The organism is Geobacillus sp. PK12, assembly GCF_004123125.1.
GTDB lineage: Bacteria > Bacillota > Bacilli > Bacillales > Anoxybacillaceae > Geobacillus > Geobacillus zalihae.
Genome location: NZ_SDKL01000002.1, coordinates 176,478 through 191,034 on the forward strand (window position 1 = coordinate 176,478; position 14,557 = coordinate 191,034).

The window sequence follows — 14,557 nt, forward strand, 5'->3', positions numbered from 1 at the left end:
TACTGTTTCATTCGTCTTCCATCCCTAACGCGTACAAATAGTGGCGCAAGCTTTCTTCGACACATGCGGCGATCAGTTGAATGAACGGAGTAACCTCACCCTCGACGCTCGCTTTTTCCAGCGTTTCGTAATACTTCCGGCGCTGTTCTGGGTTTGCTTTCACAATAGCGGGCGGATAGCCATGCTGCATTAAAATGAAATTCATCATTAAGCGGGCAGTTCGTCCATTTCCGTCAGCAAATGGATGAATGGATACGAGCTGAAAATGGAAACGAGCCGCCAGTTCGATTGGATGAAGAGCATATTGATTCGTTTCATACCAAGAAAACAATCGATTCATTTCATCTTGTACATGCAAAAAGTGAGGGGGGGTGTACGAGCTGCCGGAAATGCGCACATTGTATGTTCGATATTTCCCGGCATTTTCATTGTCAATGCTCTTTAATACTAAATAATGGACCTGTTTCAACACGTGCTCGGTCAAATGTTCTTTGTTTGCGACTAACTCTTCAATAAAGTCAATCGCCTCCGCATGGTTAATCGCTTCCAAATGTTCCTTAAGCCGTTTCCCGCCAATGGTAATCCCTTCTTCTACGACTAGCTTTGTTTCTAACAAGGTTAACGTATTGCCTTCGATGGCGTTAGAATGGTATGTCCATTCGATCCGAAATGATTCCCGCAAGTTTTTCACCAACCCTGGAGGCAAAGGGCGCAACGCATCCAACCGTTGTTTCAGCTCGTCGATTTTAGCAAACATCGCTCTCACCTCTTGGTATATGATTCGCGGCCTCGATTCGTTTTTCCTTTAAATAGCCAAGCGATGGCTCTCGTTTTTTCTATATGATACAGAAAATAAAGGGCGGGGAGTGTTCAGCAGTTGCAGGACAATGAAACAACCGTCCGCCCAACACGGGCGAACGGCGAAAAGGGATGGAAAAGTGGACCGTTTCAGGAAAAATGCCCAAGCTGACGGAGCGCTTCTTCGCTCATCCGTTCCGGCGTCCAAGGCGGGTTCCATGTCACTTGGACGCGCACGTCGCGGATGCCGTCGATTTGTTCGAGCGCCCGTTTGACGCCGCGGGCGATCGAGTCGTGAAGCGGGCAGCCTGGGGTCGTGAGCGTCATCAGGACATTGATATGCCCATCTTCGATTTTTAAGTCATAAATTAACCCTAAATCGACGACGTTAATGCCGAGCTCCGGATCAAGGACCGTTTTCAGCTGTTGAATGGCAAGTTTGCGGACATCCATCGTTCTTTTCCTCCTCATTCGCTTACTTTCGGAAGACCGTTAAAATCGTTCCGGCAAAAGCAACGCTTAATCCAGCCAACAGCACTTGAGTGATGGCGAACAGCGGCACGCTCGCGACAGCAAGCGCCACAGCCGCCAGCGCGAGGGCGATGAGCCATAGGCGGCATTGGACGGTGACGGCTCGCTCATTCATCATTTGCTTTAACGTCGGCACGTTTTGTTGGCCGACTTTTTCGCTGTAGCGATGCGTCCACCATAAAAACGGCACGATTTTGAGCAAATAGCCGATGATGCTAAACAGGATCCAGCCAACAATGAATAGATAAACAATGATGCCAAGCAGCCGTCCGCTGCCGACAACGATGGCGGCAAAGGCGGCAACGTGCAGCGCAAGGCCGATGACGATGGCCGAAAGCGAAAAGCGGAACGGGCGGTCAAGCGTTTTTTTCATCCGCTTTTGCAAAATGGCGCGGATATGCCAGGCGAAAACAACGAATCCGCTCATGAGCAAGGCTGCACCGGCTGCAAGCCATGCGTGGCTTCGCAAGAATAAGCTGGCGAACGCCACCGCAATCCCGCTGATGTACAGCGCATAGACGTAACGCGCCGGCCGCAGCGAAAAGCCGTGGGCGAGCGAGAACATCGGCGCCATTTTGTACGAAAAGCCTATGATGAGCAGTGTGAACCAGCCGCACAGCCCAAACAGCACATGCAGCCCGAACACCACTTCATGACTGTTAGCGCCTTTGGCGGCGAAAAAGTGAAACGCCAAGAGCCCTCCGGCCGCCGCCGTCAGCAGCAAAAACAACAGCGATGTGGCGACAAAGAGGGTCATGACGTTTTTCGTTTCTTGTTTTCTTAACGTCATCGCCATTTGCCAGACGAATAGGATGATGCCAAGCAAAAGCAACAAGCTGGGAAGAAACGCCCGGTTTGGCGCCGCCGCCAGGCTTACGGCAAATGCGACAATGCCGGCCGCTGTCACTGCAAATTGCCAAAAGCCGAGCCGCTCGCTCCAAATCGGCGTCAAAAAGGCGACCGGAACGAGCTGATACATCGCCCCCATGGCCGTCATCAACGCAAAGCCAAGCAACGCCAGGTGGGCCGCCGCCCACACGAACGGCAACCGGAACGCGCCGCTGCTAAGTGAGGGAATCGCTCCAAGCAACATAAGCTGCGACGCGGCGAACGCCAACACGGCGAACATGATAAACGAGAACGGAAGACGGACGTCTGTTTCTGTCCCCGTGCGAGTAGGAAACACGTTGCTCATCCTTTCGTAATGCGGATTTCAAAACTGCCGTCTTCGCGTGCGACCGTCTCGTGCCGGTAGCCGAGCTCATCAAGCTGCTCGTACAAAAACATCGGGCGGCGGTCGTTAATGATCGTCAGCGTCTCCCCAGGATTCAGCTTCGCGAGGGCAGCGAGCGTCCGCATCATCGGCTGCGGCGGCTCGAGTCCGCGGTTATCGAGGATCATCGGTCATCCCCCCTGCTTCACAAACGTTACTTTCCAATGTTTTTTTTCGATTTGTTCGGCCTCGTACGTAAATCCTTTCGCTTTCATAATCGGAAACAGCGGCAGCGGCTTGAATGGAGCGTGCAAAATGAACGTATCGCCCGGTTTGAGCGGCTTAATGGCGTTCATAATTTTTTCAAACGGCTCCCGTTTCTGCCGCAAATCTTCGCGCACATCGAGTTCAATTGTGACAGCCATGTGCCCTCCTCCTTTTTGACTATTATGATAATCATTTTCAATGTTTGATGTTGTGATATGGCTCACACATGGACGTTAGAAAAAGATTTCTTTTTCCAATCCTTCCTGGTCGATCAAATAAAAGCCGTGTTCGTCGACGTCAATCAGCCCTTTCCGTTTCAGCTGGCTCAACGTGCGGCTCACCGTTTCCCGGGCGGTGCCGATCATGTTGGCCAGCTCGCGGTTCGTCACATGGGCGGTGAGCCGATGCCATTTCCCTTGCTTGACGGCGTTCGTGCGCGTCAACCGCAACAAAAGCAGCACGATTTGTTCGTACGTATTATGGAGCACTTGCGCCTCAAGCCGGTTTTGCAAGTCGACGATTTTTTCGCCCATGACGCGGAACAGTTTTATGCAAAGTTCAGGGCTCGCCATCAGCACTTGTTCGAAATCGTGGATCGGGATCGCGATCAATGTCGCTTCCTCGACCACTTCGGCGTGGGCCGGATAGGTGCCTTTTAAGAAAAAGCCGGCATGCGGAAACATTTCTCCCGTCTGCAAAATCGAGATGATTTGCTCTTTCCCGCTGAAGTCCGTTTTATAAATTTTTACCGTGCCGGAATGAATGAAATAGACTCGCTCGAGCGGATCGCCTTGCATAAAGACGAACGTCCGCGGCTTGTAAACGCGCACGTGGGAAATGGCAACCAGCGAATCAAGCTCGTAATCGGACAGTTCACGAAACAACGGAACAGCTTTTAAGCGGTCTTTCATCCAATGGTTCGCCATGGCGTTCTCTCCTTTGGAAATGTGACAAACGTGTGACAGCTGACAACGGAACATCAATGCTTTTCTCTTTTTGAACATCCGCGTCGTTTGGCCTTTTCTGCCTTCATTGTATACATTCCCACGCCATAAAGCTGTGATATAAATCATAACAGACATTTGCCCCAGCTCACAAACCGTCCTCGGTTCAGCACGCTACAATGGGGGCGAACAAACGAGAAGGAGGTTGTCTCATATGGAAGTTCATCGATCCGTTCGCCCCAACATGCGGCCGGGGCGGCAAACGACCAACAGTTTTCTCAAATCGATTCTCATTTTCACTATTGTGATCAGCTTTACCGTCCTGCTTGTCGGCGGGTATTGGATTTTTAAAGAAATGGCGCCAAGGCCGAAGGAGGTGCGCAGTGAAAGCGGCGAAGTGTTGATGACAAAAGAAACGATCATCGGTGGGCAAGCCGTCTTCCAAAAATACGGATTGATGGATTATGGCACAGTGCTTGGCCATGGGTCGTATATGGGGCCGGACTATACGGCGGAAGCGTTGAAAATTTATACGGAAGGCATGCAAGATTACAAAGCAAAAGAGCGGTATCACGAACCGTTTGCCGATTTAACCGCCGATGAGAAAACGATCATCCGCGAACAAGTCATCAAGGAAATGCGAAAAAATCGCTACAACCCGGTTACGGATGTTCTCGTCCTGACAGATGCGCAAGTATACGGGTTGGAAAAAGTGCGCGACTATTACCGCGACGTGTTCACCAATGGCGACGGTTGGGGATTGAAAAAAGGATTGATCAAAGAAAGCGACATGCCAAAATCAGGCCGTGCTTGGGTCGCGGACGGCGACCAAATCAAGCAAATTGCCGACTTTTTCTTCTGGACCGCTTGGCTGTCAAGCACGCCAAGACTTGGCGACCACATCACCTATACGAACAACTGGCCGTACTATGAGGACGCCGGCAATACGATGTCATTTTCCGCGGTATGGTGGAGCGGCGCGAGCGTCACGATTTTGATTTTGTTTATCGGGATCATTTTGTACGTCTTCCACCGTTATCAACTAAGCATGCAAGAAGCGTATACAGAAGGAAAGTTTCCGGTCATCGATTTACGGCGGCAGCCGCTTACTCCGTCGCAAGTGAAAGCGGGCAAATATTTCGTTGTCGTCGCCGCGCTCTTTTTCGTGCAAGCGATGTTCGGGGCGCTGCTCGCCCACTACTATACGGAACCGGACAGTTTCTTTGGCATCAAATGGATCCATGACCTGTTGCCGTTTAACATTGCCAAAGGGTATCACTTGCAGCTGGCGATTTTCTGGATTGCCACCGCATGGCTTGGCATGGGGATTTTCATTGCCCCGCTTGTCGGCGGACAAGAACCGAAAAAGCAAGGATTGCTTGTCGATCTGCTCTTCTGGGCGCTTGTCGTGCTTGTCGGCGGCAGCATGATCGGCCAATGGCTCGGCGTCAACGGCTACTTAGGAAACGAATGGTTCCTGCTTGGCCATCAAGGTTGGGAATATATCGAGCTCGGCCGCGTTTGGCAAATCATTTTAGTCGTGGGCATGCTGCTTTGGCTGTTCATCGTCTTCCGCGGCGTCAAACGAGGGCTGAAGCAAGAAAGCGACAAAGGCGGGCTCATTCACTTGCTGTTTTATTCGGCCATCGCCGTCCCGTTCTTTTACATCTTCGCGTTCTTTATCCAACCGGACACAAACTTTACGATGGCGGACTTTTGGCGCTGGTGGATCATCCACTTATGGGTGGAAGGCATTTTTGAAGTGTTCGCCGTTGTCGTCATCGGGTTCTTGCTCGTTCAAATGCGGCTTGTGACGAAAACATCGACCGTCCGGGCTCTCTATTTCCAATTTACGATTTTACTAGGCAGCGGTGTGATCGGCATCGGCCACCACTATTACTACAACGGTTCACCGGAAATCTGGATCGCCCTTGGCGCGGTGTTCTCGGCGCTCGAAGTGATTCCGCTCACGCTCCTTATTTTGGAAGCGTACGAGCAATACAAAATGATGCGCGACGGCGGAGTCAACTTCCCGTATAAAGCAACATTCTGGTTTTTGATCTCCACAGCGATCTGGAACTTGGTCGGCGCCGGGGTGTTCGGCTTTCTCATCAATTTGCCGGCGGTCAGCTACTTTGAACATGGGCAATTCTTAACGCCGACCCACGGCCATGCGGCGATGATGGGCGTGTATGGCATGTTTGCGATCGCCGTGCTCCTTTACTCGCTGCGCAACATCGTCAAACCGGAAGCATGGAACGACAAATGGCTGAAATTCTCTTGCTGGATGCTGAACATCGGCCTGGCTGGCATGGTTCTCATCACGCTTCTCCCGGTGGGGGTGCTGCAAATCAAAGAAGCGTTTGAACACGGCTATTGGGCGTCCCGTTCGCCTTCGTTCTTGCAACAAGACGTCGTACAAAATTTGCTGCTTGTCCGCTTCGTTCCGGATACGATCTTTTTGATCGGCGTCGTTGCGTTGCTTGTTTTCGCCATCAAGGTGCTGTTCCATTTGCGCAAGCCAACGCACGGCGAAGGGGAAGAGCTGCCGGCGGCGAATTTGGCGGAGGAAGAATAACCAAAACGGGGCTGACCCAAAACGCGAATGCGTTTTGGGATTAGCCCGTTTTTACACGAAAATAGAAGAGAATCGTTCGTTTTCTGGCAGAATAGAGTTATCATAACCGCTATCGCCGGAAAAGGAGCGATTCGTTTATGAAACATCATCATAATTTTTGAAGAGTGTACCATGAATCATCTCACGTTGCCAGGCGATATCATTCCACTGGATCATATGGCTCATGTAGTTTACGAAATGGTCGAACGCATTCCGATGGAGATGTTTCTTCCTTTACTATAAAGGCGGCCGCACCTCAGAAAGGCAAGGAGAGATGCTTCCTCCTTGCTCATGTTGTCTTTATAAGACGAATGCTGGAAATTGCTGCTTCGTGTTCAATCGAACGCCTAGAAAGAAGATCTAAAATCCGTTCGTGCTTTTCCATGTTTTGTTCTATTTTCTTAACGATTTCATTTGTTTCAAGCACTGCTTGTTGGAGGAAAACAAATTCTTGCTTTGTGACCATATTGGCTTTGACATGATCTAATTCTTTCATTAGGTTGTTCTTTACGTCCTCAAGCTCCTGTTTGGTAGCCATGTTGGCTTTGATGTCTTCAAGCTCCTGCTTGGTAGCCATGTTGGCTTTGATGTCTTCAAGTTCTTGCTTGGTAGCCATGTTGGCTTTGATGTCTTCAAGCTCCTGCTTGGTAGCCATGTTGGCTTTGATGTCTTCGATCTCTTTTGTGAAACTATGCTTCACTTCTTCGAGTTCTTGTTTAGTGGCCATGTTGGTTCTAATATCTTCGAACTCTTTTGTGAAACGATTCCTCACTTCTTCAAGTTCTCGTTTCGTTGCCATGTTGGCTTTAATATCCTCAAGCTCTGTTGAGAAGTTTTGCTTTACTTCTTCGAGTTCCTGTTTCGTTGCCATGTTTGTTTTGATATCGCTTACTTCATGTTCGATCATTTGGAGCTTGTCCAAAATTTGGTTCAATATCGCTTCCAAGGAAAATCCTCCCTTCTTATATAGTAGCCATGGAAAAGTGGGTGATGATGAATCGCTCCTTTCTTTTGAGGACTGGGGAAACGAGCGTGTAGAGTAAGTGGTTGAGGAAAGGGATGGGATTGTAGCGCAGAACAAATGAGGACAATCGTTCCCCATTCATATTATAAATGATTCGTAGAAATTTGAACATAACGTTTTGTGTCATTGTCGCTTTGTATCCGTCCAGGAAAAGGAGTGCGTTTTAGCCCGTACGGTCATGTTAATCCCGGCAGCGGCATTGTTTTGACGAAAATTATAAATAAAAGGGTTTGATTCAGAATCGTTCATGATCAATACACGGCTTACTTAATAAAGAAAGAGCTGGCTCCAAAAGTCCGCTTTTTAGCGGATTTTTGGGTCAGCCCCCTTTCGTTTGTGAACGTTTTCAATCACTTGTGGCATTTGTCCGGCGTGGTGTGTTCGGTTTCCTTTTGCTTGTCATGGCATGGAAAGCAGTACAACGTCTCTGTTTCTCGGCTGACGACGCCGTTTAAAAAACCATGCAGACAATGGATCGGCTTGCCGCATTGCGCGCAAAAGCCAACAAGCTCTTCCAACCGCCATTTCTCCTTTCATGGGGATTGAACATGTTCACCTTCGGGCTGTGACGCTCGTCACTACCGCCCAAGGCTCAAGCGGTTATGATAAAGTATATAATTCATTATACTACAAAGGAGGCCAATGTTATGAACCAATTTGCTGCCAAAATCCACGCCCCGGACTATCCGCCGCGGGATCGCCATCCGGCAATTTTTCGGCTGTTTGACAATTTGAAGCCGGGGGAAGTAATGGAGCTTGTCAATGACCATGATCCGCGTCCGTTGCAATACCAATTTATGATGGAGCGTCCGGATCAGTTTACATGGGAGTACTTAGAGGAAGGGCCGGACGTCTGGCGGGTCGCCATCGGCAAAAAATAAATCATCCGCTCCATTGGGATTTCCGTCTGCAGGCGGAAATCTTTTTTTTCGCCGGTTGGTATGGTACGGTAAAAACAAACGATGGATGTCCGGAAAGGGGAAGCATGATGAAACAAACGATTGCCGGAGCGGTGCTCGCCGGCGGCCAGTCGCGCCGGTTCGGGCGGCCGAAGGCGTTTGCGCTGCACGAAGGAGCTCCGTTTTTCACTTGGTCGGTCGCGGCGCTCGATCCGATCGCGGATGAATTGTACATCGTCAGCCACCCGTCGCTTGTCGATGAATTCCGCCGGCAAACGGACATCCCGGTGCTGCTTGATGTGGAGCGTTACCGTGGTTCTGGGCCGCTGGCCGGCCTTTACACCGTCATGGAACAGAGCCGAGCCGACTGGGTATTCGTCTTGCCGTGCGACATGCCGTACATGCGGAGGGAAGTGACAGAGCGGCTTGCTTCTCATATCGATCCGATGGTTGATGCCATCGTCCCGCTCCATGGCGGCCGCCCCGAGCCATTGGTCGCCTTATACCACCGGCGGATCAGCCTCGTGATTGCTGAACTGCTTGATGACGGCGAACGGAGGATGGCGGCGCTCCTTGACCGCGCCCGCGTCCGCTATGTTGACGCCCAACAGCTTGCCGCGGATGAAACCGTATGGCGCAATGTCAATACGGAGGAAGAGTACCGGTGAAGGGGGATTGTGGCCGAAGCAGACACAGCATACACTTTTTTCAATCAGAAGAGCCATCCTTGACCATGGAATGGTTCAGCTGCCTGAATCGCCCACCACTAAACAGGGTTACTCAAGCAATCCGAGCCTAAACGCTTTTCCGACTGCTCCCGCCCGCGATTTGACGTGAAGTTTTCGCAAAATGGAAGACACGTGGTGTTCCACGGTTCGTTTACTGATGTTCAGTTGTTCGCCGATTTCGCTGTTTGTTTTGTCTCTAGCAATGAGATCGAGAACGGCCAATTCCATGTCGGTCAAGGGCGAACCATCATAGAAAGCAAGATCGGCCGGAAACGATTTCACCCCGCGATAGCTTTCCCGAATGGCGTGAATCAGGGTTTCGGCAGAATCGCATTTGGATACAAAAGCATAGGCGCCTGCCTCATGGACGGCATGTACATATTCTGCGCTGGCATCCCCCGATAACATGACCACTTTGCTTGCAGGGAATCGTGATGAGATGTTCTTTGTCCAAATGAGGTTGTTCTGCCTTTGGTTCGGAGCATCGATGACAATGATATCAGGCTGGAAGTGAGCGATCTCCTTCTCTAGTTCGGCTGGAGAGAAGACGGCTCCCACTACTTCCAAGTCGGGCTCGCGTTCCAAAAGCTGACGGATGCTATCCATGACAAGGCCATGATCCCCTATGATCAAAATGTTGATTTTCACCATTGTCTCTTCCCCCTCCCCTCGTAAAACGCAGCGAGCAGCGACGCATTTGGTTGGAACACACGTTGCGGTAAAACATGGAGTTTTACAGGGGATGAGTGATGTGATGTGCTGTTTTGATCCATGAGGACATTTCTCTCAACTTCATTCGTTAAAATTTTACAATATCGATCAATCTCTGTAAATGAAATTTCAAAAAATAGGTATTTTCCGCCATGAAATTTGCGGAAAATACGGATGTTTTTTTCAATGTTATTTTGGTACAGTAAGGGTGAAGCCGGCCGGCTAATTCCTGTGTTCTGAATCATTGGTGATGTATTTTGGATCAAAGCATGAAGTATAAAAAGGAGGATTACTGATGTTTGGGATTCTTGCTTCGCCTAAAACCGTCCATGTATTGTTGCGAAAGGTCATGGCATTGGCTGGTGTGTTGGTGCTTTCCATCATCGCTTTTGGCTTGGCAAACCCAAATCAAGCTGGAGCGTGGCTGCATCCAGGTCCTACCGTCCAATATCCAAGTGAGGGAGGAAAATGGACATATGGCTTCTGGAATGCTATGGTTCGCTCCTATTACTATCATCCAACTTCGTGCCACGGTTCAACAGTTGTATACAATGGTGAGATGTTAAGAAGTGTCGATACCCCTGCAGGATTGACCTCTGCTGCTGAGAAAGGGGCTCTAAATTTCCCATGGTCTGATGACGCCTATTACTATAGAATTTGCAAATAATGAATCTGTTTGACTGGAAGCTTTTCTTTCACCCCTTCCCGAGCGGGATGGGATCTTTCTCTTCCGGGGGATGATGGATTAGGGAAGGAATGAGGCTCATGCATAAAAAAATCGTGGTCGCTGTTTCCGCTGTGCAGTTTCTTCTCTTAGCTTTCGTAGCGATTGTTGTTTCGGATGTCCATGACCGCTTTTTTCCGGAACAGCTGGATGTGAAAGCGAAAGTGACATTGGATTTTAGCCAGTCTGATTTGCGTCAGGAAGATGTGTTTCAACAGTTGGGGGCGATGAGCGATCGATGGGAACTAGGATTGATGAAAATCGCGCCAGATTTACGGGGGGATCAGTCGGGACAGATCTTTGTTCAAGTGGGGGAGAAAGGGGATTTTCCAAAGAGAATTCAGCGCTTTGGCCATGAGCCAGATGCGGAGATCCGCGATCGCCGCGCGTTGGCCCATTCGTTTGCCAATGGCGATTATTTGGTGACAGGGAAAACCGATCATATAGACGAGTTGAAACATTGGCTGGCGTCGCATCGGGTCGATCAGAAGTGGAACGAAGAGACTCTGTTGACCATTCTCCAATTTTTGATCGTGCAAAGCGATTTTGGTGTGGCGCTGTTGGCTGTTTCGGCGCTGATGGTGTCATTAGCTTTATACTGGCTGGCGGTCAAAGCGAAAGGGCGCGCGTTGCGTGTGTTGGCGGGAGTTCCGACGTCGCGCATCCAATGCGAGGATTTCAGCCACTTTTTGCTGGCTATGGTTTTGGCCGCCGCTATATTGGACGTCTTGGCCGCTCTTTATGTCGGCTTTGTCTATGGATGGGGATTCGTGCCTTACTATAGTAAAGTGTTGCTTTTGGCTGAGGCGATGGTGATCTCTTTGACAATGGCTTGCGCGTTGATTTTTTCTGTTGCCTCATGGCCGAATCCAGAGATGTTGGCGATGCGCGAACCTGCTGTCAAGCGTTTGGCCAGAAGTTCGGCTGTATTGAAACTCGCTGTATTTGCTTTCGTCCTTTCCGCTGTCTCACCGGCGGTTTCAGCTTATACGAATGCTAGAAAAACAGCACAGGAACAAATCATGTGGAAGTCGTTGGCTGATCAAGCGGTGTTGGTGTTCCCGTCCCGTCCAGGAAGAGCGGGGGGAGCGGAAATCGAGCAGTTGTTTCAGATGTTGCAACCATCGGTGGGGGACATGGTTCGACAAGCGGAGGCCGACGATCGCGTAGTGTTATCGAAAGCGTGGACGGAAGACGATTTCGCCATCGATGGCATGACCATTGCGCCGTATCGTTACATGGTTATCGTGAATGAGCGATGGTTGGATATCGTTCGCAAAAAGAACAAAGGGCTATCTTTGGTTCCTCTTGCGCTGGAACAGATTCCAAAGGACGTGAGACAATTTGTCGAACTCTCCATCCCGTTATATGTAAGAAACCAGCAACAGGCTCAAGCCATATGGCATGAGGTCAAGATGTGTCGTTTGACCGGATCGTCCCCTTTTCCATTTGTCCGCTTTGGCGGACAGCTTGAGTTTGCCCGGCCGAAGGAGGTGTTATTGTTGGTTGCCCCTCATGTCCATTCATTATTCAATGACAACTTTTTGATCTCTGTCGCTTCTTCGTCGGAGTTGAGTTTTGTCGGACTAGAGGAAACACAGAAACTCGTATCTGAACGCGGCCTTCAGAACCGGATCCGCGTCAACTATATGGCGGAGGAAGGAATTTTGCGCGCGCAGCTTTATGCCTATTTCGTGTGGCTTAGAATTGGATCGATTGTTGGTCTTTTAGCGGCCTTGGCTATTGCCTCCGCCATTAGTGCGTTTATTATGGCTGTGTTAAAAGCAAAACGCGATTTTCCTCTTCGCCTTGCTGGGGCATCTTGGTGGGCGGTGTTGCGCGGGCGAATCGTGAAAGAGTGGTTTTTAGGGGGGATCATGGTCATGGTGATCATGCTATTTCAAGGAACAAACAGCTGGTTGCCAGTCGGTTTAACAGGGGCGCTTGTACTGCTTGCTTTGCCGTTCATACATATTGGCGCGGCAGCTTGGGTGTTTGCGAAAAACTCCCTGCGCCAGTTGTAGAAAGAAGGAGGAAGGCTCCATGAGAATTGAGGCCGATCAAGTGACGATGATGATTAATGAGCGAACGATTATGGAGAACGAAAGTGTCGTATGCTCCCCTGGAGCTTTGACGGCGCTTGTCGGTCCAAGCGGAGCGGGCAAAACGACGCTTCTCCATGTGCTTGGCTTGCTTTTGCGGCCGACAAGCGGACGGGTATTGATGGATGGTGTCGACACAACCAATTGGGGAGCGAAGCAACGCCGTCTGTTTTGGAAACACCATGCGGCATTCGTTCTCCAAGATTACGGAATCATTGAGGAAGAATCGGTTGCGTTTAATGTCACAATGGCTTCGAGTTTGTTTCGTTCGAAAGTCGTTGGCGACAAGGAGAAGGTGCGCAAAGTGTTATCGGAAACGGGATTGGATGGAAGAGAACGAGAATTGGCCGCTCGGCTAAGCGGAGGTGAAAAGCGACGTTTGGCCATTGCCCGCGCTCTCTATAAAGATGCACAAGTCATTTTTGCTGATGAGCCGACGGCCTCTCTTGATGAGGCCAACGGTGATCGCGTCATCGAGCTGCTTCAATTATTGGCGAAGCAAGGAAGAACGGTTATCGTCGCCACTCATGATGAGAAAATGATGCAAGCTGCTCATGCCATGCACGCGCTAAAAGGGATTCGTCATGGTTAAGGAGGGAGGGCAAATCAAGATGACGAAAAAAAGATGGTGGGCCATTGGCATTGCCGTAGTGTTGGGCGGAGGGCTTTTGGTGGCAGGAGGAGGGATAGGGTTGTCGCTTATCCCGTTTCCGGGCAAACAAGAATTCTCTCGACCTGAATGCGGAAAGCTGCCGAGCCAATCCGAAGTGAAACGTGCATTGAGTCAGCACCGGGATCTTGTCGCTCGCTTAGAGAACATCGGAGAGGGCGTCAGCGTGAGAGTGGGGGCACCGTGCGGAGATCAAGCGGATGAAGCGCTTATTCACATTGTTTATCATACAAAAAAGGAACGGGATGCTGTTTCTTCCATTTTGACCAATCACAGTTTCGGGGTTCCGGTTGAACTGATCAAAAGATGAGAAGGTGCTCATTTCTCAAGTTTGAAAAAGGACGTGGTTGAGCTGCTTTTTCATGGCAATAGGGCTGACCCAGAACACGAGAGAGTTTTGGATCAGCCCCTTTTTCATTTGTGAACGTTTTTAATTACTTTGTGTCTTTTATCTGGCGGCCAAAGGCGTTTGCGCTATACGAAGGAGCTCCGTTTTTCACTTGGTCGGTCGCGGCGCTTGATCCGGTCGCCGATGAATTGTATATCGTTCAGCCACCCGTCGCTTGTCGATGAATTCCGCCGCCAAACGGATATCCTGGTGCTGCTGGATGTCGAACACTGATTTGGTTGGAACACACGTTGCGGTGAAACATGGAGTTTTACAGGGGATAAGTGATGTGCTGTTTTGATCCATGAGGCCATTTCTCTCAACTTCATTCGTTAAAATTTTACAATATCGATCAATCTCTGTAAACGAAATTTCAAAAATAGGTATTTTCCGCCATGAAATTTGCGGAAAATACGGATGTTTTTTTAATGTTATTTTGGTACAGTAAGGGTGAAGCCGGCCGGTGATCTCTGAAATAATGAGGAGGATGATGCTCAATGAAGAAGAAATTTGCCGTGCTTGCTTTAGCAGCAGGGCTTCTGGCCGCAGGAGGAGTAGCTCAGGCGGGAACGACGTATGATGATTATGACGTGATTGTTCCAAGATTCAATGATAATGCGTTTACTCCTCAGCAAACGAAGTCGACTACCGGCGCGTCAGCAGATTTGAAAGTATCGATACTGGGGAAAGCACTGGATGCAAGAGTGTATTCTTATAGCGGAGGAACTGGACCTTGGGTCCGTATCGAAACGGTTGGGGGACCATTCAAACTGCCTAATTCGATCAAAGCAGGCAAGGATGCGAGAGTGGAGTTTAGCTCGGATCTTACTCAATTAGTAGATGTCAGGGTAAAAGGGGAGTGGAGAAGCAATTGATTTATCATGAGAATGGACCAAACCGTTTGGATGGTCCATTCTCTTTGAACATGAAAACAAGCTTGG

The 14,557-nt window shown here is 49.8% G+C and carries 17 protein-coding genes and 1 pseudogene; 9 read left to right on the forward strand and 9 right to left on the reverse strand.

Annotated features, from left to right (window positions below):
- Positions 1 to 7 precede the first annotated feature (7 nt).
- The 6 genes from ETR37_RS01300 to ETR37_RS01325 all read right to left on the reverse strand — a co-directional run bounded on the left by ETR37_RS01300 (position 8) and on the right by ETR37_RS01325 (position 3,735).
- Positions 8 to 757, reverse strand: coding sequence for a Fic family protein (locus tag ETR37_RS01300; RefSeq protein WP_033005429.1), 750 nt, complete (start codon positions 755 to 757; stop codon positions 8 to 10).
- Between the two features lie 191 nt (positions 758 to 948).
- Positions 949 to 1,251, reverse strand: coding sequence for a metal-sulfur cluster assembly factor (locus tag ETR37_RS01305; RefSeq protein ID WP_015374110.1), 303 nt, complete (start codon positions 1,249 to 1,251; stop codon positions 949 to 951).
- A 22-nt stretch (positions 1,252 to 1,273) separates the two neighbouring features.
- Positions 1,274 to 2,524 carry a hypothetical protein gene (locus ETR37_RS01310; protein ID WP_015374111.1) on the reverse strand — a complete coding sequence of 417 codons (1,251 nt, stop codon included), beginning with the start codon at positions 2,522 to 2,524 and terminating at the stop codon, positions 1,274 to 1,276.
- Complete coding sequence (locus ETR37_RS01315; RefSeq protein ID WP_013146125.1) at positions 2,521 to 2,730, reverse strand: DUF2249 domain-containing protein; 210 nt, start codon at positions 2,728 to 2,730, stop codon at positions 2,521 to 2,523. Before ETR37_RS01315 ends, ETR37_RS01310 begins: the two co-directional genes overlap by 4 nt.
- Positions 2,731 to 2,733: 3 nt before the next feature.
- A complete protein-coding gene (locus tag ETR37_RS01320) occupies positions 2,734 to 2,967 on the reverse strand; it encodes a DUF2249 domain-containing protein (protein ID WP_033005431.1) in 234 nt (77 codons plus the stop codon).
- Positions 2,968 to 3,042: 75 nt separating this feature from the next.
- Entirely contained in the window at positions 3,043 to 3,735 is a 693-nt protein-coding gene (locus ETR37_RS01325; protein ID WP_033005433.1) for a Crp/Fnr family transcriptional regulator, read from the reverse strand.
- Positions 3,736 to 3,967: 232 nt separating this feature from the next.
- Here ETR37_RS01325 and ETR37_RS01330 point away from each other — a divergent pair, with 232 nt between their 5' ends.
- Entirely contained in the window at positions 3,968 to 6,331 is a 2,364-nt protein-coding gene (locus ETR37_RS01330) for a nitric-oxide reductase large subunit (protein WP_129446804.1), read from the forward strand.
- A gap of 328 nt (positions 6,332 to 6,659) precedes the next feature.
- On the opposite strand, the gene ETR37_RS01335 is transcribed toward ETR37_RS01330, so the two are convergent.
- Positions 6,660 to 7,316: a hypothetical protein gene (locus tag ETR37_RS01335; RefSeq protein ID WP_129446805.1), complete on the reverse strand. Its 657-nt coding sequence runs from the start codon at positions 7,314 to 7,316 to the stop codon at positions 6,660 to 6,662.
- A gap of 428 nt (positions 7,317 to 7,744) precedes the next feature.
- Positions 7,745 to 7,912, reverse strand: a complete 168-nt coding sequence (locus ETR37_RS19025) for a hypothetical protein (protein WP_011230263.1) — start codon at positions 7,910 to 7,912, stop codon at positions 7,745 to 7,747.
- Positions 7,913 to 8,041: 129 nt separating this feature from the next.
- On the opposite strand from ETR37_RS19025, the gene ETR37_RS01345 reads away from it, so the two are divergent.
- Positions 8,042 to 8,275: a DUF2249 domain-containing protein gene (locus ETR37_RS01345; RefSeq protein ID WP_011230264.1), complete on the forward strand. Its 234-nt coding sequence runs from the start codon at positions 8,042 to 8,044 to the stop codon at positions 8,273 to 8,275.
- A 104-nt stretch (positions 8,276 to 8,379) separates the two neighbouring features.
- Complete coding sequence (locus tag ETR37_RS01350) at positions 8,380 to 8,961, forward strand: molybdenum cofactor guanylyltransferase (RefSeq protein WP_020753641.1); 582 nt, start codon at positions 8,380 to 8,382, stop codon at positions 8,959 to 8,961.
- 108 nt (positions 8,962 to 9,069) lie between these two features.
- Here ETR37_RS01350 and ETR37_RS01355 read toward each other — a convergent pair whose 3' ends face one another.
- Positions 9,070 to 9,672, reverse strand: a complete 603-nt coding sequence (locus ETR37_RS01355) for a response regulator transcription factor (protein ID WP_081823161.1) — start codon at positions 9,670 to 9,672, stop codon at positions 9,070 to 9,072.
- Between the two features lie 355 nt (positions 9,673 to 10,027).
- Between ETR37_RS01355 and ETR37_RS01360 the strand changes: the two genes are divergently transcribed.
- The 6 genes and pseudogenes from ETR37_RS01360 (at position 10,028) to ETR37_RS01385 (ending at position 14,491) form a co-directional block, all read left to right on the forward strand.
- Complete coding sequence (locus ETR37_RS01360) at positions 10,028 to 10,399, forward strand: lactococcin 972 family bacteriocin (RefSeq protein WP_020753638.1); 372 nt, start codon at positions 10,028 to 10,030, stop codon at positions 10,397 to 10,399.
- A 98-nt stretch (positions 10,400 to 10,497) separates the two neighbouring features.
- Entirely contained in the window at positions 10,498 to 12,480 is a 1,983-nt protein-coding gene (locus tag ETR37_RS01365; RefSeq protein ID WP_060787874.1) for a hypothetical protein, read from the forward strand.
- 19 nt (positions 12,481 to 12,499) lie between these two features.
- Entirely contained in the window at positions 12,500 to 13,150 is a 651-nt protein-coding gene (locus tag ETR37_RS01370; protein WP_033004627.1) for an ABC transporter ATP-binding protein, read from the forward strand.
- Between the two features lie 19 nt (positions 13,151 to 13,169).
- On the forward strand, positions 13,170 to 13,538 hold the full coding sequence (locus ETR37_RS01375) for a hypothetical protein (RefSeq protein ID WP_033024870.1): 369 nt from the start codon (positions 13,170 to 13,172) through the stop codon (positions 13,536 to 13,538).
- Positions 13,539 to 13,648: 110 nt separating this feature from the next.
- A pseudogene (locus tag ETR37_RS01380) lies at positions 13,649 to 13,844 on the forward strand (hypothetical protein); the annotation flags it as partial.
- A 269-nt stretch (positions 13,845 to 14,113) separates the two neighbouring features.
- A complete protein-coding gene (locus ETR37_RS01385) occupies positions 14,114 to 14,491 on the forward strand; it encodes a hypothetical protein (RefSeq protein ID WP_020753632.1) in 378 nt (125 codons plus the stop codon).
- Positions 14,492 to 14,557: the final 66 nt, after the last annotated feature.

Excerpts from the sequence above, each read along its gene's own strand:
- ETR37_RS01365 (WP_060787874.1), top strand. The coding sequence starts at position 10,498 with ATGCATAAAAAAATCGTGGTCGCTGTTTCCGCTGTGCAGTTTCTTCTC.
- ETR37_RS01305 (WP_015374110.1), bottom strand. The coding sequence starts at position 1,251 with ATGGATGTCCGCAAACTTGCCATTCAACAGCTGAAAACGGTCCTTGAT.
- ETR37_RS01375 (WP_033024870.1), top strand. The coding sequence starts at position 13,170 with ATGACGAAAAAAAGATGGTGGGCCATTGGCATTGCCGTAGTGTTGGGC.
- ETR37_RS01360 (WP_020753638.1), top strand. The coding sequence starts at position 10,028 with ATGTTTGGGATTCTTGCTTCGCCTAAAACCGTCCATGTATTGTTGCGA.
- ETR37_RS01315 (WP_013146125.1), bottom strand. The coding sequence starts at position 2,730 with ATGATCCTCGATAACCGCGGACTCGAGCCGCCGCAGCCGATGATGCGG.
- ETR37_RS01345 (WP_011230264.1), top strand. The coding sequence starts at position 8,042 with ATGAACCAATTTGCTGCCAAAATCCACGCCCCGGACTATCCGCCGCGG.
- ETR37_RS01370 (WP_033004627.1), top strand. The coding sequence starts at position 12,500 with ATGAGAATTGAGGCCGATCAAGTGACGATGATGATTAATGAGCGAACG.
- ETR37_RS01385 (WP_020753632.1), top strand. The coding sequence starts at position 14,114 with ATGAAGAAGAAATTTGCCGTGCTTGCTTTAGCAGCAGGGCTTCTGGCC.
- ETR37_RS01320 (WP_033005431.1), bottom strand. The coding sequence starts at position 2,967 with ATGGCTGTCACAATTGAACTCGATGTGCGCGAAGATTTGCGGCAGAAA.
- ETR37_RS01355 (WP_081823161.1), bottom strand. The coding sequence starts at position 9,672 with ATGGTGAAAATCAACATTTTGATCATAGGGGATCATGGCCTTGTCATG.
- ETR37_RS01350 (WP_020753641.1), top strand. The coding sequence starts at position 8,380 with ATGATGAAACAAACGATTGCCGGAGCGGTGCTCGCCGGCGGCCAGTCG.
- ETR37_RS01330 (WP_129446804.1), top strand. The coding sequence starts at position 3,968 with ATGGAAGTTCATCGATCCGTTCGCCCCAACATGCGGCCGGGGCGGCAA.
- ETR37_RS01325 (WP_033005433.1), bottom strand. The coding sequence starts at position 3,735 with ATGGCGAACCATTGGATGAAAGACCGCTTAAAAGCTGTTCCGTTGTTT.
- ETR37_RS01300 (WP_033005429.1), bottom strand. The coding sequence starts at position 757 with ATGTTTGCTAAAATCGACGAGCTGAAACAACGGTTGGATGCGTTGCGC.
- ETR37_RS01310 (WP_015374111.1), bottom strand. The coding sequence starts at position 2,524 with ATGAGCAACGTGTTTCCTACTCGCACGGGGACAGAAACAGACGTCCGT.